Consider the following 23,131-nt stretch of genomic DNA (forward strand, 5'->3'; position numbering starts at 1 on the left):
TGCACCAAATGAAGTATTACTTGTTGATAATACTTATTCAAATACTTTTTCTTAGTACTTGCTCCGATGTACGTGCGGACTCACCATTCAGGTCAGGTAAAAACGCGTTATCTCCTGATTCGTCCTACATTAAAATCCGTAAACAGCTTGACCTGTCATTGAAAAATGATGATGTGACCAGGGCGGCTATCTGCTATCAGCAAATCGGCGATCTATTGTTTGAGGAAGGAGCCATGTCCCAGGCGCTTTCTTATTACCACAAAGCGGATGGTTATTTCAAAAAAGATACGAGCCTTTTAAATCTTGGCAGCAACCTGAACAGGATAGGCAGGATTTATTTTAAAAATAGCCGCAGTGCGACCGCGCTAACTAATTTCCGCGAAGCACTCCGCATGTATCAGATTGAAGGTAATCATAGAGGAATTGCAGAAAGTTATGGGTATATCGGTCAGGTATATGAACAAAAAGGAGCTTACGACAGCTCGCACATCTACCAGGAACTTGCATTGTCCGAGTTTAAAAGCCTGAATGATAAGAGTCAGATCGCTTATACATATTCACGTATTGGCAGCATTTATGAAGATCAGGGTAAATTCCAGCCAGCCTTAAAGTACTTCTTAGCAGCTTACAGAATATACAATGAAGGCCCTGCAAAAGTGGAACTTGCCGCGGTGCTTAATAACATTGGCGATACTTACCGTAAAATGGGCAACTATCACCAGGCATTGTTTTACAGCAAAAAAGCCGAGTTGTTGTCAGCCCGGCTTCATGATAACCGGCAACTTAGCAGCGCGCACCGCGATCTGGCGAAGACATTCGAACAGCTAGGCAGCTTTGATAGTGCATATTATTACAGTGAAAAATCAAGGCTTGCCTATTCGAAAAGCTATAATACGGATAGCGAAAAACGACTGAACCTGATTCAGACTCTCTTTGACGTCCAGCGCAAGGATAATGAAATTCTCCAACTGGAAAATAAAAACCGGGTAAGTCAGATCATGACTATTTCCGTATTTGTCATCAGCATTCTGGCTACATTTCTGGGTGTCAGTTTGCTTAGTCGCCAACGGTTGAAGATCAGGAATAGCAAAGACTTGTATGAAACCCGCCAGAAATCCATGGAGCTGGAACTGCACAACAAGCATTTGCACCAGGAGGGTTTAAAAGCGGAATTGGAGCTGAGAAGCAAAGAACTTACCAGCATTACCCTGCATATGATTAAAAAGAACGAGGTGCTTGAAGAGCTCAAAAGTAAACTCGCTTCCATTGTCAAGGATGACAAACGCGACCAGCGAAAGGAATTGAAGCAGCTCCTGGAACAAATCGATATAAACAGCAATCAGGATAAAAACTGGGAGGATTTCCGGGTCGTTTTTGAGTATGTGCATAAAGACTTTTTTGAAAAACTAATGAAGCATTCAGGCTTGCTTACCACAACGGACCTTCGTTTCCTTGCGCTCCTTAAAATGAACCTGAACTCCGCCGACATAGCTACAATGCTCGCTGTTTCCCAGACCAGTTTGCGCACGACCAGGTATCGCTTACGCAAAAAGCTTCAACTACCTGAGGAGGCCAGCCTTCAAAATTTCATTCATAATCTCTGACATCCGCCCGGTGATTTGTCTTCTTGTTAACAGGTTTTGAATCTGTTAACACAATGATAATGGCAGCGTTGATATTTGCAAATTATTGATAGTGAGGTAATTAAATTTGCTATTATTTGAATGTAGACGATTTGATAACGCTTTGGTGACCTGTGTAGACGTTTGGTAACCTGCAAAAATTAGCTTCCTGCGATTTCATAATGACCTTTACATCGCCAGGCAAAAAAACAGTATCTCACCATTGAATTGACCCAGGAAAAAAAACCTATGAAAAGAATCTTACTACTCCTTTTATTATTTGCGGTCCCGTACATCAGCTTCTCGCAAAGCCTGATCACCGGACGGATCATTGACGACAACAATCTGAGCTTACCCGGTGCCACCGTCAAAATCGAGGAATTATCACGGGGAACGGTTTCAGACCAAAACGGAAACTATACATTGATCGATGTTCCCACCGGTGTTTACAATCTGACAGTTACGTATATAGGATATGGTGTTTCAAGGCAATCTGTAACTGTTGGTAGCCAAAACGTAAAGACCAACTTCAAATTGAACCTTGCGGACAATGACTTGCAAGCTGTTGTTGTCACCGGTAACCGGAGCGCAACTTTGAAAGCATTGAACCAGCAAAAGAATTCCGACCGGATCGTGAATGTAATTTCTGCTGACCAGGTTGGCCGTTTTCCGGACCCGAACATAGGTGACGCGCTGAAACGCGTTCCGGGAATTTACGTTCAGCTGGATCAGGGCGAAGCTTCGCTGGTGAGTATCAGGGGAACAGATCCTTCTAAAAGTACCATCAACATTAACGGATCGAGCATTGCGGGAACGGGTGAAAACCGTGCTGTAGGAATCAGCGCTATTCCAGCGGATATGGTTCAGTCTGTTGAAGTTACCAAAGCTATTACGCCGGATATGGACGGCGATGCGATTGGCGGTGTGGTCAATTTGGTCACCAGAAAAGCGCCTTTTGCTAGGTTATTATCGATCACGGCGGGAACCGGTTACAGTGATATCGTGCAAAAACCTGCTTACAATGCCAATGTGGTTTTTGGAGACCGGTTTTTGAAAGACAAAAAATTGGGTGTGATGGCCTCGGTGTCTTACTATCAGCAGTTTTTAGGTTCAGACGACCATCAAACTACGTGGGAAGATGTGAAATGGGTGGATCAGCAAACTTACTTTATGCCGCGGTTTTTGAATATGGTCCAAAACAATCTGGAACGGATCAGACAGAGTTATACGGTTGGGATCGACTATAAGCTTAATGCGAAAAACACATTGACCTTCACCGGAATTTATAACAAATACAACGACTGGCGTAAAATATCAACTTTGAAAGTGGATGACATTGGCGCCGGATATCCGAAAAACTGGCAGCGAGCTGCGGGCTGGGAGGGTAACAGAAAAATCACTGATGCGAACAACGATTACATTGATGACGTTGCCGGCGTGCCTTATCTCAATATGAATAATGACCCGAAGCATCCGGTGTACCAGCCAGAACTGGAACGCCACATTGAAGGTGGTTTGAACAACCGGAACGGAAGTCAGATTATTCAGAAGATCATCAATTTCGGATTGGAAGGCGAGCATATTTTGGGAAAAGTGAAGGTGAACTGGAAAGGCTCTTACCTGAAAAATGTGACCGATCGTCCCGATGTGATTGAATTGGAATTGGAAAGCGAGAATGAAAAAAGCGTGCAGATGGATTATACGGATTCGAGGTTTATCAAAGCAAATAATGGATTTGAAGTTGAAAACATTCTTGAAAACCTCAAAGACAAGCCATCATACCGGGCTGATTCAGCGGACACCTGGTACATGGACAATTTCACCGGAACCGACAAGCGGGCCAATACCCAGCAATATCTTGCGCAAATTGACATCTCTGTTCCATTGGTTGAAGGCAAATTCAGTAACATTCTCAAATTCGGTGGAAAATATCGCGGCCTGACCCTGAAAAATGAAACCACAAGAAGAGTAAGATGGACGCCGCAGATTGATCCTGCATTGCGCGCTCAATATGACGCCGAGGTGGCGGCTGGCAAAAATCCAAAAGTGGCTGATTATGTAGGCTGGGCACCATTCTGGTCTGGCTTTGCTAACAATTCGACCAACATTAGTAAAACCCTGAACATTGAATCTGACTACAATGTAGGCAATGCAGGCTCATCCGAGTGGATCTCGAATTTGAACAAAAGCTATTACGGAGATACGGAAGACTTCATGCTGAACAGGGTTTATCAGGACGTTTTGGGGAACAATTATTATGGTGACGAGGCCATTACGGCGGGCTATATCATGTCTACCCAGAATTTCGGAGACAAACTTTCGCTTATTCTGGGCGGTCGTTTGGAGCATAGCTCGGTGAAATATGAGGGTTATAACTACAATGTTAGAGCCGATTTTATTCCAGCCAGGCAGTCTACCAAATCGGAGTTTTTGAACTTCATGCCTGCATTCCTTGCGAGATATGCGCCGACTAAAAACCAGGTTTACAGGTTTGCCTACACCAGCACCATATCGCGTCCCAATTACAAAGACATTTCTCCTTATGTGAGTGTAAATGTTCGGGATAAAGTGATCAACCAGGGTAACCCGGACATTAAGCCGACGCTTTCTAATAACTTTGATCTTTTAGGAGAGGTGTACACCGGTAATACCGGACTTATTTCAGCAGGTGTTTATTTCAAAAACATTACCAATTACCGGATTTTATCCAGAGACCTGGTTCCGTTTAGTGAAGTAATTGACATTGCAGAATCGCCCGAATCGCTCCTGGAACAAGGTGCTAACCCAGCGACAGTTGCGTCTTACAAAACGGATTACGACAAGCTGAAAGCGAGCAATGGAAATCTGGAACGGACGCGTCCGGGGAATGGCGGAACTGCGAACATTCTTGGTATGGAGTTCTCGTTTCAACAAGGTCTGTCGTTCTTGCCAAGGCCGCTTAATAACCTGACTTTGTACTCCAATTACACCCACAATTTCATTTTTGTGAAAAAAGGAGAGCCAAAGTTGCCGGGAACGGCGAAGGATATCCTGAACCTGTCGCTGGCTTATGAGGTAAAGAAATTCAATGTGCGGCTTTCATATAACAACACTTCCGACTTCGTCACCATTCTGGGAACCGATAGCAAAGGAGATGTATATTATGATAAAGCACATTACCTGGATGCCAGTGTAAACTACTTCTTTACACCAAAATTGTCGCTTTACGTAACAGCAAACAACCTCTTAAACCAGGATCAGCGTCGCTATCAGTACAAGCCCGAGTACACGTATTCATCGCTTTACACAGGTGCCACGGCTACGATTGGTTTGAAGTTTAATGTTTATTGAAGGGAGGAGTTGACGTTGTCACATTGAGCGGCATTGTGCATGCACTTCGACCGCCGGGCGGCCCCGTCCGCTCAGTGAGACACGGCCGCTCTCATTGTCAGCCTGAGCGGAGCCGAAGGTCGTTACTCGCACGGTGAGCGACATTGTGCATGCACTTCGACTCCGCTCAGTGTGACAAAGTTAGTTCCGGGCGGCTCAGTGTGACAAGGTTAGTTCAGTGTGACAAGGTTGGCTCATTATTTAAATTAAAGCATGAAGAAAACAATCGCAATTATCATCGCCTTTTTGAGCTTCGTATTCCTTTCTCTGAAAGTCAGTACGCCGGGGGATTCTTCAATTGGGGTTGACGATGCATTGCGCAATTTTGAGATGGGAGTGGATGATTTTGTTATTGCAAATGAACAATTATATGAGGCTATTGAGGGCCTGAATGCAGATTCTGCTTCCATTATTAGTGCTCGAAATGCTTTGAAAGATTGTCGTCGCAGCTACAAGCGCATTGCGTTTTTTACGTCCTACTTTTTTGCGAGTGAGACACGCTTTTATAATGGTGCGCCGAAGTTTGAGGTAGAAGAACCGACATTGGAATTGGTGGAGCCGATGGGTTTGCAGCAGATCGAGGCGTTACTTTTTGAGGACGATGTGCTTGCCGGTAAAAGCGATCTGCTTATACAATCAGAGGCAATGCTAACTTCCGCCAGGGACATGCATTCGTTGCTTTTTGGTATCAAAATCAATGATGCGCAAATTCTGGAAAGTGTGCGGATTGAGCTGATACGCATCACGACATTGTATATTTCAGGTTATGATGCGCCAATGTTAAAAACCGGAATTACTGAAACATTGGAAGCGACTAATGCTTTACAGAATGCTCTGAAACCGTATTTTGAAGCAAATCCCGATCATAGCAAGTCACTGGCACTTTTAATCAGTAACTCTCAAAACTATTTAAAAGCCCACCAGGATTTCGATTCCTTTAACAGAATGGAGTATCTGACTCAGTTTGCCCTGCCTATGCAAAAGGAATTTGGTGCGTTTGTTTCCAGGCTAGACTTGGTGATCAATACAACATCACACCTGAATTATGAAGCACCACACATTTATAGTAAAAATGCGCTCAAAAGCTGGGATGATCATAGAGGCGATTCCATGCAAAAAATGGCACTGGTGGACCTCGGGAGAACATTATTTTTTGATAAATCACTCTCTGGGGACGCATCTACGAGCTGTGCAACTTGCCACCAACCTGGAAATTATTTTGCAGACCAGTTACAAAAAAGCCCATCGATGGTTCGCGATTCCGTGCTGAGGCGGAACACGCCAACATTAATGTATGCAGGCTGGCAGCATTCGCAATTCTGGGACGGTCGCGTTGCGAACCTGCAAGATCAGATCCACAATGTGTTTCTTAACCCATTGGAAATGAATGGGAATGCAGAAGCATTGAGTGGAAATGTGTTGCAAAAAGACAAGTATAAAAAGCTGATCAACGCTTCATTCCCGGGCAAAAATGTCCAAGAATTGGGAATCAATGAAGCTTCTGAGGCGCTGGCGGCTTTTATAAAGCAACTCGGCCCGATGGATTCACCATTTGACCAGTATATCGCGGGCGATCAGACTGCATTAACAGACCGGCAGGTGAACGGCTTCAACCTTTTTATGGGCAAAGCGCAATGTGGCACCTGCCATTTTCCACCGTTTTTTAATTCGCTGCTTCCGCCGCTTTTTGACATTTCGGAAGTGGAAGTACTGGGCGTTACGGCTACCGATGATTTCGAAAAACCGGAATTAGACATAGATCTGGGCCGTTTTGATTTGTACAAGATGCGTTACTACAAAGGCGCATTCAAAACGCCGACCGTCCGGAATTCGGCCAAAACGGCGCCTTACATGCACAATGGTTCGTTCCAATCTTTGGCCAAAGTCATGGATTTTTACAACAAAGGTGGCGGCAGAAGTTTGGCGCTGGAAGTGGAAGAACAGACATTATCTTCCAAACCATTGAATCTCTCAGAACCTGAAACCGAAGACATTATCCTATTCCTGGAATCCTTAACCGATTCAAAACCAGAAAATCAGAATTTCCCAAATTAATCAAACATGAAAAAAGTTAAACTTTTATTGCTCACATTACTTCTCCCCATTCTGGCTATTGCGCAGGAAACGCAGCCCGTAAAAAAACCTGTTGCCAAGAAAAAAGGTCCATTAATGGGAATTCAGGCCGATTTATTGCGCGGCCCGTATCTGCAAATGGCCACACCCACCAGCATGACCGTTCGTTGGAGAACCAATGTGTACGACCGCAGCCGCGTGAAATACGGCTTGTCAAGCGATAGTCTAAATATGCGTACAGACGATTCCTCGTTGGTAAACGAGCACATTATAACCTTGAAAGACCTCAAACCTTCCACAAAGTATTTTTATACAGTGGGTAACCTGGCGGACACGACGTTGCAAGGTGACGAGGAAAACTACTTTTATACATTCCCTGAGACAGGCAGTGAGCAATTGGTGCGCATAGCCGGATTTGGCGACTGCGGAAATAATTCGATCAACCAGCGATCTGTGAGGGATCAGGTTGTGAATTATTTAGGTGATAAATATTTGAATGCCTGGATTTTAATGGGGGATAATGCCTACTCCGATGGAACCGACGCAGAATTTCAAGCCAAGTTCTTTAATCTTTACAAAGACAATTTGCTGAAAAAATATCCATTGTATCCGGTGCCGGGAAACCACGATTACCACGATTTTAACTCGTCTCCGGCTAACGATCAGAACAAGATCGCCTACTATCAGAACTTCTCACTTCCGACGCAGGGAGAGGCCGGGGGAGTTGCTTCCAACACGGAATCTTATTATTCGTACGACATTGCGAACATTCACTTCCTGGCTCTGGATTCTTATGGTCCTGATAAAAAAGGAACGCACATTTATGACCAAATGGGTGAGCAGGTGGAATGGGTGAAAAAGGATCTGGCAGCGAATCAAAACAAACAATGGGTTGTGGCTTACTGGCACCATCCTCCCTACACCATGGGCTCACACGATTCGGATAAGGAATCTTTGTTGGTGAAAATCAGGGAAAATTTTATCAAAACCCTTGAAGACGGCGGCGTAGACCTGATCCTTTGCGGACACAGCCACGTTTACGAACGCACCAAGCTGATCAAAGGCTACTACGGAAAAGAAGCGGATTATGATGCTAAAAAGTATGAAATCAGTTCGTCAACTGCATTGTATGATGGCAGCAAAAATTCAGCGCCGTATTTGAAAAGCAAAACCAAAACCGATGGTACTGTATATGTTGTCAGTGGTTCGGCGGGCGCACTGGGCGGACATAAAGAAACCTGGCCGCACAATGCCATGTATTATTCAAACAATGAAGTGGGCGGAGCGGTGATGCTCGAAGTGGAAGGAAACAGGCTCGATCTGAAATGGATTTGCTCGGATGGAAAGATCGGCGATCACTTTACGATGATGAAGGATGTCAAAAAAGACGAAGAAAAAACCTTGAAGCAGGATAAAAAGCTGACGAAATAGGTTTTCGCGATTTATTAAAGATTGCAAAGCGGTTCTGCAACAACGCAGGGCCGCTTTTTGCAAATAAAAACATCAGGCGGCTTAAACTATCAGTCAGCTGGTGAGTCATAGCTCTGTGAATCAACAATCATGTCCGCAGTATGAAAACCGTTTGCAAAATCACGTTCGGGTCGCTGATTATTTTATTGGGAACAATGCTGTTGTCTTCTTTTTCAGATAAAAATACCGCCCAGCCGCCTTTCAAATTTCCATACAAAAAAGCCGGCTTAACCCAGCGTCAGGCGGCTGCCCACCTTTTGAACCGGTTCACTTTCGGACCTCGCACTACTGACGTGGAAGCTGTTCTTGAAATGGGTCTGGAAAAATGGTTTTCAGGGCAATTGTATGCAAGACTCCCGGACGATTCGCTGAACAAGAAGCTTAGTGCTTACAATGCGCTAGAACTCAGCAACACCGAAGTTGTGAACACATATCCCAAGAAAAACAAGGTCTTACGGATGGCCATTGCAGAGGGCGTGATAGATCAGGCTGCGCGAGATAAGACAAATAAAAAAGCTTACAAAAGTGAGCTGGCCACCTACATGCAGGAAAAAGGCTTCAAGCCGCAAAAGGAGTTATACAGACAGTTTATCAATCAAAAAATCCTGCGGGCAGCTTATTCCAGTAATCAATTGCAGGAATTACTGACCGATTTCTGGTTTAACCATTTCAATGTATCGCTTGATAAAAATCAATGCGCAGAATTCATTCCGGCTTATGAACGTGATGTGATCCGGCCCAATGTGATGGGCAAATTCGAAGATTTGTTACTGGCAACCGCGCAATCTCCGGCTATGCTGATGTACCTGGATAATTCCAGCAGCACCGGTGTTAAAGAAGATATAAATAATGCCAAAGATAACCGGACCAGGCGAATCGCTGACAAGCAGATGGAGGATAAGAATGATACCACATCCAATGGAAAGGTGAAGAAACCCAGGAAACGTGGGTTAAATGAAAATTATGCGCGTGAAGTCATGGAGCTGCATACGCTGGGCGTCGATGGCGGATATACCCAGCAGGATGTTACGCAGGCAGCGCGGGTTCTCACCGGCTGGACTATTTATCCGATGAATAATAACGGTTATAACGCGACTGCAAGAAAATCATTGAACAATTTAGACAAAAGCAAGCTTAAACGGCGCGGATTTGTTCATCAAGGCGATTTCTTGTTTGCAGCCAATCGCCACGACACCAAGGAAAAGACAGTATTAGGAAGGCATTTTCCTGCTGGCGGCGGATACGAAGAAGGTGTTGAACTCCTGAAAATGTTTGCAAATCATCCGTCAACAGCAAAATTCATTTGCCGGAAAATAGCGGTTCGTTTTGTAAATGACCATCCTTCTCAAAACCTTGTTGATAAAATGGTTAAGACCTTTGAAACGAAAAACGGCGACATTGGCCAAGTCTTGATCACAATGGTTTCTTCTGATGAATTCTGGTCCAAAGAAGCATTGAGGGAAAAGACAAAATCTCCTTTTGAACTGGCAATCAGTGCAGTTAGAGGACTGAATGCGGACATAAGTCAACCATATCAATTGTTCAACTGGATCGCTAAAATGGGCCAAAAGCTGTATTATTATCAAGCGCCAACTGGCTTCCCCGATAAAGCGGAATACTGGATCAATACAGGAGCGTTACTGAATCGCATGAATTTTGGGCTGGCATTGGCCTCGCAGCGTATCCCGGGAATCAGCATTGATCTGGCAAGTCTGAATCAAAATCACGAACCTGAAAGTGCAGAGGCGGCTTTGGTCACTTATGGGAAAATGATCATGCCCGAGCGTGATTTGACTCACACTATCACGCGATTAAAGCCTATGCTGAATGAACCCGATCTGGCGACAAAAGTGGAGCAAGCCGCCCAAAAATCGGTCTCCACAGAACAGCCCGAAATGATGATGAACAACGAAAAGCCTTTGGCAAAAAACGATGCGATGCTGGCTCAGGTTGTAGGCGTCATTATAGGTTCTCCCGAGTTTCAACGTAAATAACATCACCATGACAACCAGAAGGGGTTTTATAAAGGCCGGAGGGCTTGCGCTCTTTGGCATCGGAAGTGGTGGCATTCCTCCATTTCTGGCAAAAGCTGCTGCGGACATTAGATCTCCAAAGATTTTTCAGCGTAAAAAGGTTTTGATATGCATATTCCAAAGAGGCGCCATGGATGGATTAATGGCAGTTACACCCTTCACAGACCCATATCTTCAAGCTGCCAGGCCAACATTATTTATGTCTGCTGCCAAAACCAGCAACAATCCGTTGATAGATCTTGACGGAAGATTTGGTCTGCATCCTGCGCTAGGAAGTTTTGAACCCATGTTCCGGGATAACAGACTGGCCATTGTCCACGGAATAGGGTCTCCGAATACAACCCGTTCGCATTTTGACGCGCAGGATTATATGGAATCGGGGACTCCGTTTAAGAAGGGCACACCCAGCGGATGGTTAAACCGGGCCGCTGGTTTGCTTGGCCACGAGGCAGCAACTCCATTCCAGGCAGTAAGCCTAACCTCCTCTTTACCAAGATCTTTATATGGTGATAGCCTGGCCGTAGCAATAAATAATCTGAGGGACTTTAATATTCAGCTTCGCGGTAACCAGGCCGGAGCCAACATGGCGGCAAAAAGTTTTGAAAGTCTTTATGACGAAACTTCGCTGGATTTGTTGCAGCAGACCGGGAAAGAGAGCTTTGAAGCTGTGAAGATGCTTCAAACAACTGCTTCAAAGAGCTATAAGCCAGCCAATAACGCGGTGTATCCTGCTTCTTCCCTGGGAAACTCTCTAAAACAAATTGCCCAACTGATCAAGATGGATGTAGGTTTAGAAGTAGCCTTTGCAGAATCAGGCGGCTGGGATACGCATTTCAACCAGGGAACCCAGACTGGCATTTTCGCCAGGAATCTCAGCGATTTAAGTGGGAGCATGATGGCATTGTGGACAGATTTGGAGGCCATGCAGGACAATGTAATCATTATGACTATGACCGAATTCGGGCGCACCGTTCATCAAAACGGCACCGGTGGAACTGATCATGGACGGGCATCCTGCAATTTTATTTTGGGAAATCATGTAAAAGGTGGATTGGTGCATGGCAAAGTCGCGCCGCTGGCAATAGAAAATCTGGAAGACGGAAGAGATTTAATGGTTACCACCGATTTCAGGAGTGTATTCAGCGAAGTAGCGAACAAACACCTGGGGATAAGCGATAACAAAATATTGTTTCCTGAATGGACAGGTGAATTTATAAATGTAATGCGGAGCTAACCTCCTATGTTAGCAGGCGTAAAGAAATTCACGAGGTTTCCGTCCGTATCACGGAACAACATGGAGCGGTTTCCCCAGGGCATTGTCGTTGGTGTCTGAACAATATCATCGTTTAGGTATTCTTTAAGATTATCGTATTCTGCGTCAACGTCATCTACTTGAAACTCCAATATCACGGAGCGATTGGATGCCGGTGCTGCCAGATGCGCTCCTCCAAAAAGTTGTAGGGTGCGCGTGCTGCCTATGGCTAATACGAAGGATGGAGTACGCAATTCTGCAAAATCGTCCGTGTACTGAACGACCGGCAAGCCCGTAATCTTTTCATAAAAAGCAATCAGAGGTTTAATGTCTGCTGTGATAATTCGAATGGATGCAAATTTCATGAGATTGAAGTTTCGTTTTAGTCATTTTTTCAAAATTATGTAACGGCAATGACAACCGTATGTCAGCAGCTAATCAGGGCGTGAGTTTCCAGATCGCAAAAGCGCTTGCAGCAAACGGATATGTCTTTAAGCAGGCCTTTCAAAATAAAAACCCAGATATCGCCCGTGAAATTCAGGTCGGCTTTTAACCTGATCAGGTCTTGATAAAAATTCCGGTTTTTTAGTCGCGTTTTTAACTTAGGTGAAAAACGGGCGTGTGATTATCATTGACCTTTGATCTAACAAAAAGCAAAAATATTACATCATGAAATCATCCAACACATCCGCCATAGCCTTCTCCAATGAGGCTGTTGAAACTGCCAAATCGCTACGGACGCTTTATTTTACACGCGCTGCATTCTCCATTGTATGGATATTGCTGGTGACGACCTTAGCCGGTACAAATGCTGTGGTTGCTATGGTCCTGTTTATCATCTATCCGGCTTGGGATGTAATCGCAACCTTTTTTGATATCAAATCGAACCCGCCATCTGCCAACAAGACACCGCAATATGTGAACATTGCCATCGGCGTCATCACCACGATTGCGGTGTACATTGCCTTACAAAAAGGTATTGCTGAGGCGTTAGTCGTATTTAGCGCCTGGGCAATCCTGACCGGGCTGATCCAGCTAATATTAGGCTTGCACAGACGCAAACAACTGGACGGTCAGTGGCCAATGATTATTAGCGGCGGTCAATCCATGCTGGCGGGCGTCTCCATCTTTCTAAAAGCACATACGCCTGGTACAGGTGTGAATACCCTGGCTGGTTATGCCGCTTTTGGCGCGTTTTACTTCTTGCTGGCCGCCTATCGTTTAAGTAAAACAATCAAACATGCGACAGTCACTGTCTGAGACTTTAGAACATCTTTGAAACAGCCAATTGCCGGTAAGCCTCAACCCATACCGGCAGTTTTATGGCATTTGTCCACTGAATTTCGGACTTATTCAGGTACACATAGTTCCTAAACCGTAGGGCATTTGTAAATTTGTTTTGCCAAAAAAATAGTCTGTTTTGCTTTTTAGCTACCGCAGTTTTGTATCCATTAATGAAGTGCCATGAGTGATAAAAATGAAATTATAGCCCAGCATCTGCGAAGTTTCGCTTCGCTTACAGACAAGGATATTGAACAGGGGCGGCCGTTCTGGAAACCTAGGACAATTAAAAAAGGGGATTTTTTCAATATGCAGAGCATGGTCTGCAATGATCTGGGATTAGTTTTAAAAGGAATCTTTCGTATATACTACCATGATCCGAAAACGGACACAGATAAAAACCTGTTTTTCTTTTCAGAAAATCAGTTTGTCGTTTCTTTCAGGAGCTTTATTTCTCGAAAAGCCTGCTGGTATTTTATAGAAGCGATGGAAGATTCTGAAATCGTTTTTATTTCCTACAAGGACCTCAATAGTTTATACGAAACGAATTCCAACTGGGCAAAATTCGGAAGGCTGCTGGCGGAATTGTTCTTCTCCTATGCCCAGACGCGGACAGAGGAATTTGTCTTTTTTTCGCACGAGGAACGGTATCTGAGGCTGCTGGAAGAACACCCGAACATTGTAGAGCGGATACCCGCCTATCACATTTCTTCTTTTCTAGGTATCACAAATCCCTCATTGAGCCGGATAAGAAAGCGGATAAAAAACAGTGAAACCACCAATTAGGTCAATTAAAGCACTTCTTTTCTTCGGGTCCAGAAGTAAAGTTCAAAGTCAAAGAGTTAATATTCCGATAACTTTTTTACTCTATGATTTTAGGGTTCCACTTGGGCTATGTCCAGTTTCAATGGACATGATATATGCAAGTTAAATACAGAGCCCGGCATACGACCAGACTCTGCATTTAGATTTAATTAAATGCTCGATTGTAAGGCACCGTAATTTACATTCAGACTGATTGCTACACCGGTCAATGCCTTTGAAATAAGGCAGTTTTGTTTAGATTCATTTGCAATTTCCAGGAATGACTCGGCCGGCACACCATCAATTGCTGTGGCATTCAGCGTAAGTTCTATGCCGGTTATACCACCTTTGGCCAGGTCAACACTTACAGATGCTTTGGTTTCCAGCTCATTGGCAGGTGTTCCTTTTTGAGACAGTGCATAAGCCAGCGCCATAGTAAAGCAGCCCGCATGTGCAGCTGCCAAAAGCTCCTCTGGGTTTGTCCCAATGCCCTCTGCAAAACGGGTGTTGAATGAATAATGTGTTTTATCCAGAACACCACTGTCTGATGATAACTGGCCATGACCGGTATTCAAATCGCCCGTCCAATGCGCTTTTGCGGATCTTTTCATTTTCTAATTGTTTTTGGTTTTGTTACCCCAAAGTTCCCTTCAAAAGATCGCCTGTTTTTTCACCTAAGTTAAATTCGGCCTTTTTTGTTTTGAATTTTATTGGCAAAAGTCCGGCAAAATCATGGATAAGCCCATTCGTTGGGAGGCACCTGTGATGGTCTTCAAAGCCAGGAACATAGCTGATTTCAGATATTGTCCAGTCGGTATGTTTGAGCAGCGCTTTTGCTTCGCCGGTAAGAAGCCCGGATAATACTAAAAAAGCAAAGTAGCGCAACACCCGCCCTTTCGACTACAAGATAGAGCCTTTCGGCTAAAGACGTTTTGCGAGGACTGGTGAACTTTGCAATAACAAAATATCAGACAAATGGAATTAAAAAATAGCACTGTACTGATTACAGGCGGCACGAGCGGGATCGGTTTGGAACTAGTAAAACAACTGACCCAGCAAGGGGCAAATATCATTGTTACGGGGCGCAACCTTAATGCCCTCAGAGAAGCGAAGACCAAATTTCCAAAAATCCATACATTCCAAAACGATGTTAGTAACCCGCGCGAAATAGAACAGCTTTACGAGGACGTCACCGAGCAATTTCCTGAGCTGAATATCATTATCAACAACGCGGGCATTATGCGTTTGATTGACCTCCGGGACGCGACATTGGACCTGGCAAATATCAACAGTGAAATAGCAACCAATCTTTCCGGGACCATCCAGATGGTGCACCAGTTTTTGCCGCACCTGCTCACAAAGAAGTCGGCCGCGATTGTCAATGTCTCATCGGGTATCGCATTTATGGCCTACTCTGCTGCACCGATATATAGCGCCGCAAAAGCCGGAGTTCATGCCTATACGCAAGCATTGCGTTTGCAGTTGGAGGACACCAATGTAAAAGTATTTGAAATGATTCCGCCCGGTGTCAAAACGAACCTTCAAAACGATTGGGTGTTAAAACCTAGTCCCGGCATGATGATGGACGTTGACAAGATGGTAGGGGTTGCAATCAAGGGTTTTTTAAAAGATCAGCCAGAGCTTAAACCAACGATGATCAGCGTGATCAAATTTGCAAGCCGGCTTGTTCCAAAGACTTTGATAAAATATGGACATCAGGAATTTAAGAAAATCAAAGCGCTACAAAACCGTAGTTTAAAATGAATTGATCGTTTTTTATCAGTAATCTGCAAGACCTTTGAATTGATGACATTGTAATATGGAAAATACGAAACCCTACCGGATACAATCCATTACGGAAATCCATCGCCTGATGGGCCTGGAAAAACCATACCATCCACTAATAGGCCTCATTGATTTGGCCGGACTAAAAAATGATACAGGGCTGGATGCAGTCGTATTTGACTTGTATGTCATCTCAATGAAAAGGGGATGTGACAAACTATTCTATGGACAGCAGAAATATGATTTCGACGAAGGATTGATGGCCTTCATGTCTCCCGGGCAGGTTTTGCGCGGTGAAGAGAATGGTGTGCCGCACAAGCTCGAAGGCTGGATGCTCTTTATCCATCCGGATTTTTTATGGAATACCACGCTTGCAAAAAAAATTAAGCAGTACGAGTATTTTGGATATACAACGAATGAGGCGTTATTCCTTTCAGACCACGAGGAAGCCCTGGTCAACGGCATTATTGCCAACATCAAAAACGAATACAAATCCAACATTGATAAATTCAGTCAGGATGTAATCATTGCGCAACTGGAACTGCTGCTTACCTATGCGCAACGTTTTTATGAACGCCAGTTCATTACCAGAAAAATAACCAGCAGCAGAACTTTGGAGCGAATGGAAGCGGTTTTGACCGAATATTTTAATGACGATGACCTGGTGTCAAAGGGATTACCAACGGTCAAACACGTTGCGGAGAAACTTAATGTTTCAGCTAAATACTTAGCCAGTTTGCTCAAGCAATTAACCGGCCAGACTACCCAGCAACATATCCACGAAAAGCTGGTAGAAAAGGCCAAGGAGAAATTATCCACGACAGAATTGACGGTGAGCGAAGTTGCCTATGAACTGGGCTTTGAACATTCGCAATCGTTCAATAAGCTCTTTAAGGCAAAGACAAAACAAAGCCCGCTGGAATTCAGGCAATCCTTTAACTGACTTCGTCGGTCGGGTTGCATGGATAGCATGCTGTGATGGCCGGAATATAATGGCGACGTATATGTCTAACAGTTAATGCTCGTGACATTCGTCCCCAGTGGGTCGCATGTAATAGGAAAATGTCAATATAGTGTACAGTTGTTTGAGAATAACTCCCCGTACCATTCGGGGAGGCATTTTGATCGTCATAAAGCCCTAACATTGTTTGAATAACCAATCTTCCTTTTCACTCCAATAGAGGGCGTTTATACACCCGTCGATCAGTGCCTTTGCAATTTTTGGATTAACAACAAATCAGAATCAAATGAAAACAAAAAGTAGGGTGAAGACCCAGGTTATAACCGTGTTTCTTAGCATGGTCAGTGTACTATCCTTCGCACAAACGGCAGGAAGTTTTAAAGGGAAAATTTTAGATCAGTCCACCAAACAACCTATTGTCGGTGCAACAATCCAAATCGATCAAACACAATTGGGGACCAATACGGATACAACGGGATTATTTGCCATCAATCATATTCCTGCCGGCACTTATGCAGTCAATATCTCATGTGTAGGTTTTCAAACAAAACATATTAGTGAAATTGTCATTACATCCGGTAAAACTTACTATACCGAGATAGAGGTTTTGGAAGAAATAGCCAGCTTGAATGAAGCCACGGTTAAAGCATTCAAAGGCGAAAACAACCCATTAACACCCGTTTCGGCTTTTTCTCTTTCAAGAGAAGAAATTTTCCGGAACCCCGGCGCACAGGGCGACATCATGAGGGCTTTGGCAAGTTTGCCCGGTGTGGTGAGCAGCGGAGCCCAGTATTCTGCTATTGCAGCAAGGGGGCAGGGGACCCAAGACAATGTGTATATGGTAGATGATATCCCTATGTTTAATTTATCCCACATGGAAGCCGAAGGGTTTTCTTCCGGTTTCAATGACCCCAATGGGGGCAGGTTTAGCATTTTTGCTCCTAGAATTATCGATAATGTACAATTTCAAAATGGAGGCTTCGATGCGGTATACGGGAGAAAATCATCGTCTTATCTCGGTCTTGGCATTAAAGAAGGCAACAAAGAAACCTGGTCGTTTGTGGGGCAGTTTGATCTCTTGGGAGGAACTGTATTTGCTGATGGTCCTATTTCTAAAAAAACGAGTGTTTTCGCATCGGCGAGGTATCAGAATTTTGGCTTGCTGCAAAGAGTGTTAAGTATGGAAAACCCTACAAGTGTTGGTTTTGGCGATTATCTTGTTAAAACGACAACACAAATCAATGCTAAAAATAAGCTCTCATTGATAGCTATGTATAATCCTGAAACGCCACGCAGGGGCATTGAGGATGTTGGATCTGGCTATAATATAAACGATGATAACAGCTTGGGTACAATACTTTTTGATCATAGAAGCACTAAAACTTTGGTAGGACTGAATTTGCGGACTTTGATTGATAGCAAGAGTTATATCAAAAATGTACTTTATTTCCGCTCCTCAACAGTTGATAATACTTTTGGAAATTTCACCCCATCATTGGATGAAGAAGGTGTAATACTCGACCCGAGATTTGGAAGATATGAGGATGATTTACGTCGGATAAAAAACAATCAGGCTGAAATAGGCTATCGTTCCATTTATACAAAACGCTTTGACAAGCTGACAGTTACCGCAGGTATAGATGCGATGGCGATCAATCTGGATCACGAAAGAAACATTACACGTACCGATACAGTATACACTTTCCGCAGCACCGACCCACGGCCGGGCCCTGGCCAGTACTACCAGATTTTGGATCCGTCGCTTTATAATTCAACATTTGAGAAAACCGCTTTCAACGGTTCGGGTTATATAGCTGCATCGTGGAAGGTTGCCAACGGCTTTACGCTAAATCCTAGTATCCGTTACGATTATACGGGCTTTACAGAGCAGCATACCATATCGCCCCGATTGAGTGGTAGCGTTTTGCTGGGTGATAAACAAAGCATCAATTTTTCCTCAGGTATCTATTATCAGGATGCAGCCTACTCCGATGTTGCAGGCCAAAGCGGAGGCAATACACTGAAAAACGACCGCACTTTTCAAAACATCATTGGCTATAAATATCAATTTTCAGGCGACCTGAAATTGGTTGTAGAAGGCTGGCACAAGCAGTTTGATGATTTGATTGTGCAGCCAAACCGTGTCCAGAGTTACCTGAACAACAACGGTACAGGCTATGCTTATGGAGGCGATGTCAGTGTAATAAAAAGGCTTTCGCAAAAATGGTATGGACAGGTCAGCTATTCTTACATGCAAAGCAAAAGGGACGACAACAACGGTTTGGGCGAATACGACTACACCTTTAATATACCGCACAATTTTTCTCTATTGGGCAGCTTCAAACCCAATGAAAAATGGATATTCTCCGGTAAATTCCGATACAGCACAGGCCGGCCTATCTATGCGTATATTGTTCATGAAAATGTACTGAACGATCCCAGTAAGATACGTTACTCACAAGAAATTACAGCCATAAATGGCAGACGCCTGGCAGATTATGTCAGCCTGGATATCCGGGTTGACTATAATGTCCCGATGAGAAAAGGCATGTTCTCCGCGTTTGTGGATCTGGCAAACATCAACAACCAATTCAACGTCAACGCAGAGATTTTTTTACCGCAAACGGGTAAGGTATTTAACAGTGGCTTAGGCGTATTTCCCACGTTTGGTGTCCGGGTAGAGCTGTAATGATCTCCAATTCCTAAACCCTTCACTGGCTGGATTGCAAACGAATTGGTATTAAGAATTGAAAATTTCGAACAATAACACTTTAACAACTATTTCAAATGAAAATCATTAGCATAATACTTATTTTAGTTTCAGCAGCTCTTAGCATTAAACACGGGTGGGATGGGTTTCGCCCGCCCGGCCCTGAGCAGGCGAAGATGATGGCAACCTTAGGCATCACCCAAAACATGATGCCCTATTTCAGCATGTTTTCAATCATTTTGGGATTGACATTGTTTTTCCCGCAAACCTTTTTCCTGAGCAATGTATGCTCGGCCATTACCATTGTTCTGATCATGGCTTTGTCATTGAGGGCAGGAGATACAAAAACGGCTTTGATAGAAATCCCCTTCCTGGCCTTACCATTGATACTGATCTGGTTGAAATATCCATTTAAATTTTAAAAACACCCTACCAATGAACCCACCGGTCCGGGTAAGTTTGGTACTTGGTTATTGCAGAACTGGCTGCAATATCATCTGGCCGTGAAATGTCCACTTCGACAGAATTCATGGCCAGATGAATTTCCAAACAACTGAATCAAAGTAGCTTTTCCTGCACCGCCTGATAGACTGTCCTGACTGCTGGCTGAAAACCCAGGCTGCGTGCGAGTGAACTGTCCGAATGCAGATACCAGGGATCTGTGAGAGGCTCGGATGATGATTCCATCGTAACGCCGACAAGCTTGCACAATTCGTAAAGTGAAGTCGGGGCTTCATCTGAAATATTCACAATGCGACCATCCATGGTTCCTGCCAGCGCGATCTTTATAGCGGTAGCTATGTCAAGGTGGTGAATGGTGCTCATTCTCATAGCGGGATGCCATTTGGCTGCAATCAAGTGTTCTGGTAGCGTTTCCAGATGCTTGTCGCCATCTCCATACACGAAGGGAAACCGCAGGATCGACCAGTTAAGTCCGCTTTCACGCAGCTCCTTTTCAGCGGCGACCTTACTGGCAGGGTACGCATGTTCCGGATCTACAGGATCATCCTCCCGGCCCGGATGCGGGTTGTTTTTATTGTAAACATGGGTAGTGCTTGCCAAAAGGAAGCGGGCACCCGGTGCATGAGCCTTCGCTGCATCGATCAGGTTGCGGGTGCCTTCGAGATTACTTTTCCAGATCAGCTCAATGTCTTTTGTGCGGAACACCGCTGCAAGATGGACGATTGCTGAAACATCTTTCACCACCGCTGCCAGTGACGCAGCATCCAGTAAATCCGCTTCCACGGCTGTGGCCCCGGCCGGAACATCCTTCCCACCACGCATTAATGCCCGGCAGTCAAAGCCTGCGTCCACAAGACGCGGCACAAGGCGGGCGCCAACAAGCCCAGTCACGCCAGTTATTAATATGGTCTTCGATTCTTTGTTCATATTTCAATGTTTTTTGATGAACAAAGCTCGGGAGAATGTTGGCGGCAAAGCTGGACGAATGCCGGTCAGCTCAGGACAAATCCTGGAAAAAACCGGCAACGGTTTTGCCGGTCACCTTCTTGAACAAGCGGGAAAAATAATCCGGGTCGTTAAATCCCAGATCGAAAGCCAGCTCTTTTACGGAAGTCCGTTCATTATAATACAGGCGTCTTCTGGCTTCCAGTATCAAGCGGTTCGTAATAAATTCTTTCGGCGAAAGCCCCGAGAAATGTTTAACAATGTGATATAAACTGTCTTTACTTACCGCGAGTTCTTCCGCAATGTTTCGAATAGTCGGGTGATCCGTCAGGTTGTTTTCTACAAACAACTTGAAGCCGATAAACTTTTCGATTCTGTTATCCGCCGGCTTTCTATCAGCTGCAAAATAAGCTGTATTAATCTCTGTCAAAAGGCTATTCAGATGGGCGAGGATCAGTTCAGGGTCAGTATCGGCAGTGCTCAATAAACCCAGGAGAATTTCAAAAATGGCCTTAAGCCTGATAGCCGCTGCGGGTAAAAAACTGATCTTTTGTTGATTAAGCGGGTTTAGCAGGAAAGGAAACTGTCTGGGCAATCGTGAAAAGCATTCTTCATCAAAGCCCAATTTGTAATAATCAGAGCCATGCGTGGTGGCCGGATACTGTTGAATTTGATGGGGCAGGGCAAAAAGCAATTCATGTTTTCCAACCTCAATTGTATCCAGATCCACAGCATGCTGGCAGCGACCATCCAAAACAAAGAGGAAAAAGTAATATTGCAAGCGGCGTTTGAATCCGAGTTTACCAGCGGTCTCCATAGATAAATGTCCAAAGTCCGGGGTAACAATCCTTATAGGCAGTTGCTTATTCTGACTGAATGTTTCCGGGAACAAATTTATATTTCGCATGCCTCAAAATGATAAAGTAGTCGAATCGCCTTCAAAGGCAAATATCGTCAATACTTGTGGCTCGGTTGATTCTTTCCAAAGTTATGAACATTAGATCTACTAGAAATTGACACCTTTGATTTAGAAGTACTTTTCTCTGCGTTGTTTTCAACGTGTTCATCAAAATCGGCGGCAAGCCGGCTTTGTATCAAGCACAGTATCACAGAATTCTCAGGTTATTGGTCTCTAAAAAAAGTCTCGGCCATTAACCTGTCTAAGCCAACTTCATGTTTGTCTACTTGAAGGAATAACTCCTGTTTTACACATCTTTCTGATTGTAGGTTTGAGCTATCAAATCAAAAAAACATCAGAATCATGAAGACAATCTTAACATTAATAGAACGATGGACATTGTAAATCACATTTCAAACCTTAAACGCCGGTTCTTCGTAAGCCGGCAAGCAATACTGATGTTGTTACTGTCCGCCTGTCTGGTGCCAGCAAAAGGCCAATCTCATGAATCAGCAGGCATCAGTAACGGTCAAATTACCAGGTTCGAAGATCCGTTCCAGCATATTAAGCAAATCAGAGCGGGAGTACTGGATGTTGGTTATATAGAAGCGGGACCGGCAAATGGGCAGGCTGTACTACTCATTCATGGATGGCCCTACGACGTATATAGTTACGAGCAGGTTTCCAAAATACTGGCCGCAAAAGGGTACAGGATACTCATACCATACCTGCGAGGTTATGGCACTACGCAGTTCCTGTCTTCCATGACTCCGCGAAACGGGCAGCAATCAGCCTTTGCCGTAGATATGATTGCATTTTTGGATGCATTAAATATTAAAAACGCAATTGTAGGTGGCTTCGACTGGGGAGCACGAACAGCAAATATCATGGCAGCCTTATGGCCAGAGCGGGTAAGGGGGCTTGTGTCTGTAAGTGGTTATCTTATAGGGAGCCAGGAAGGTAACATGGCTCCTTTGAAACCAAAGGTTGAACAGTCTTGGTGGTACCAATATTATTTCGCCACCGCGCGCGGCGCTGCTGGTTATGAATCCAACACTTATGAATTTAACAAACTGATCTGGGAGACAGCTTCTCCGACATGGAAATTCAGTAAGTATCCATTTGACCGTTCGGCTGCGTCATTTAAAAATCCAGACCATGTCAAGATTGTCATCGACAATTACCGTTGGCGACTTGGACTGTCGAAAGGTGAGGAGAAATACGATGAATTGGAAACGAAACTGGCAAAAGCACCGTCGATCACAGTGCCAACCGTAACACTGGAAGGCGATGCAAACGGCGCGCCACATCCTGACCCCAGCGCATACGCGGCCCGTTTCAAAGGCCAGTACGCCCATCATACCATCACTGGCATCGGCCATAATTTGCCTCAGGAAGCTCCGGAAGCGTTTGCCGACGCAATTCTGGAAGTGGCCGAGTCGATCAATAAATAATTTAAAAACAAC

General features: G+C 44.4%; 18 protein-coding genes. 14 read left to right on the forward strand and 4 right to left on the reverse strand.

All coding sequences use genetic code 11. The features are described from left to right. Positions 1-20: 20 nt before the first annotated feature. From MUK70_RS00370 to MUK70_RS00395, 6 genes are all read left to right on the forward strand, one after another. Positions 21-1,604: a tetratricopeptide repeat protein gene (locus MUK70_RS00370; RefSeq protein ID WP_234607195.1), complete on the forward strand. Its 1,584-nt coding sequence runs from the start codon at positions 21-23 to the stop codon at positions 1,602-1,604. Between the two features lie 267 nt (positions 1,605-1,871). Beyond that, positions 1,872-4,952 carry a TonB-dependent receptor gene (locus tag MUK70_RS00375; protein WP_234656708.1) on the forward strand — a complete coding sequence of 1,027 codons (3,081 nt, stop codon included), beginning with the start codon at positions 1,872-1,874 and terminating at the stop codon, positions 4,950-4,952. A 252-nt stretch (positions 4,953-5,204) separates the two neighbouring features. Continuing rightward, positions 5,205-7,046, forward strand: a complete 1,842-nt coding sequence (locus MUK70_RS00380; RefSeq protein WP_234656709.1) for a cytochrome-c peroxidase — start codon at positions 5,205-5,207, stop codon at positions 7,044-7,046. A 6-nt stretch (positions 7,047-7,052) separates the two neighbouring features. Beyond that, a complete protein-coding gene (locus MUK70_RS00385; RefSeq protein WP_234656710.1) occupies positions 7,053-8,495 on the forward strand; it encodes a purple acid phosphatase family protein in 1,443 nt (480 codons plus the stop codon). 140 nt (positions 8,496-8,635) lie between these two features. Further along, complete coding sequence (locus MUK70_RS00390; RefSeq protein ID WP_244784601.1) at positions 8,636-10,528, forward strand: DUF1800 domain-containing protein; 1,893 nt, start codon at positions 8,636-8,638, stop codon at positions 10,526-10,528. A 7-nt stretch (positions 10,529-10,535) separates the two neighbouring features. Then, positions 10,536-11,801: a DUF1501 domain-containing protein gene (locus MUK70_RS00395; RefSeq protein WP_234656712.1), complete on the forward strand. Its 1,266-nt coding sequence runs from the start codon at positions 10,536-10,538 to the stop codon at positions 11,799-11,801. On the opposite strand, the gene MUK70_RS00400 is transcribed toward MUK70_RS00395, so the two are convergent. Next, positions 11,798-12,184 carry a VOC family protein gene (locus MUK70_RS00400; RefSeq protein WP_234607201.1) on the reverse strand — a complete coding sequence of 129 codons (387 nt, stop codon included), beginning with the start codon at positions 12,182-12,184 and terminating at the stop codon, positions 11,798-11,800. The two genes, MUK70_RS00395 and MUK70_RS00400, sit on opposite strands and share 4 nt — an antisense overlap. Positions 12,185-12,243: 59 nt before the next feature. Here MUK70_RS00400 and MUK70_RS30770 point away from each other — a divergent pair, with 59 nt between their 5' ends. The 3 genes from MUK70_RS30770 (at position 12,244) to MUK70_RS00410 (ending at position 13,886) form a co-directional block, all read left to right on the forward strand. Further along, on the forward strand, positions 12,244-12,372 hold the full coding sequence (locus tag MUK70_RS30770) for a hypothetical protein (protein ID WP_255716669.1): 129 nt from the start codon (positions 12,244-12,246) through the stop codon (positions 12,370-12,372). Between the two features lie 116 nt (positions 12,373-12,488). Beyond that, on the forward strand, positions 12,489-13,079 hold the full coding sequence (locus MUK70_RS00405) for a hypothetical protein (RefSeq protein WP_234656713.1): 591 nt from the start codon (positions 12,489-12,491) through the stop codon (positions 13,077-13,079). 204 nt (positions 13,080-13,283) lie between these two features. Continuing rightward, positions 13,284-13,886, forward strand: coding sequence for a Crp/Fnr family transcriptional regulator (locus MUK70_RS00410; protein ID WP_234656714.1), 603 nt, complete (start codon positions 13,284-13,286; stop codon positions 13,884-13,886). Between the two features lie 188 nt (positions 13,887-14,074). Here MUK70_RS00410 and MUK70_RS00415 read toward each other — a convergent pair whose 3' ends face one another. After that, complete coding sequence (locus tag MUK70_RS00415) at positions 14,075-14,515, reverse strand: OsmC family peroxiredoxin (RefSeq protein ID WP_234656715.1); 441 nt, start codon at positions 14,513-14,515, stop codon at positions 14,075-14,077. A gap of 364 nt (positions 14,516-14,879) precedes the next feature. Here MUK70_RS00415 and MUK70_RS00420 point away from each other — a divergent pair, with 364 nt between their 5' ends. The 4 genes from MUK70_RS00420 to MUK70_RS00435 all read left to right on the forward strand — a co-directional run bounded on the left by MUK70_RS00420 (position 14,880) and on the right by MUK70_RS00435 (position 19,782). Further along, complete coding sequence (locus MUK70_RS00420; protein ID WP_234656716.1) at positions 14,880-15,668, forward strand: SDR family oxidoreductase; 789 nt, start codon at positions 14,880-14,882, stop codon at positions 15,666-15,668. A 55-nt stretch (positions 15,669-15,723) separates the two neighbouring features. Then, positions 15,724-16,632, forward strand: a complete 909-nt coding sequence (locus tag MUK70_RS00425) for a helix-turn-helix domain-containing protein (RefSeq protein ID WP_234656717.1) — start codon at positions 15,724-15,726, stop codon at positions 16,630-16,632. A gap of 304 nt (positions 16,633-16,936) precedes the next feature. Further along, entirely contained in the window at positions 16,937-19,339 is a 2,403-nt protein-coding gene (locus MUK70_RS00430; RefSeq protein WP_234656718.1) for a TonB-dependent receptor, read from the forward strand. Positions 19,340-19,437: 98 nt separating this feature from the next. Further along, on the forward strand, positions 19,438-19,782 hold the full coding sequence (locus tag MUK70_RS00435) for a hypothetical protein (protein WP_234656719.1): 345 nt from the start codon (positions 19,438-19,440) through the stop codon (positions 19,780-19,782). Positions 19,783-19,918: 136 nt separating this feature from the next. Here MUK70_RS00435 and MUK70_RS00440 read toward each other — a convergent pair whose 3' ends face one another. Next, complete coding sequence (locus MUK70_RS00440) at positions 19,919-20,749, reverse strand: NAD-dependent epimerase/dehydratase family protein (protein WP_234656720.1); 831 nt, start codon at positions 20,747-20,749, stop codon at positions 19,919-19,921. 70 nt (positions 20,750-20,819) lie between these two features. Then, positions 20,820-21,674 carry an AraC family transcriptional regulator gene (locus tag MUK70_RS00445; protein ID WP_234656721.1) on the reverse strand — a complete coding sequence of 285 codons (855 nt, stop codon included), beginning with the start codon at positions 21,672-21,674 and terminating at the stop codon, positions 20,820-20,822. Positions 21,675-22,057: 383 nt separating this feature from the next. On the opposite strand from MUK70_RS00445, the gene MUK70_RS00450 reads away from it, so the two are divergent. Then, on the forward strand, positions 22,058-23,119 hold the full coding sequence (locus MUK70_RS00450) for an alpha/beta fold hydrolase (RefSeq protein ID WP_234656722.1): 1,062 nt from the start codon (positions 22,058-22,060) through the stop codon (positions 23,117-23,119). The last annotated feature ends 12 nt before the right edge of the window (positions 23,120-23,131 follow it).

The sequence above is a fragment of the Dyadobacter chenwenxiniae genome, from assembly GCF_022869785.1.
Lineage (GTDB): Bacteria > Bacteroidota > Bacteroidia > Cytophagales > Spirosomataceae > Dyadobacter > Dyadobacter chenwenxiniae.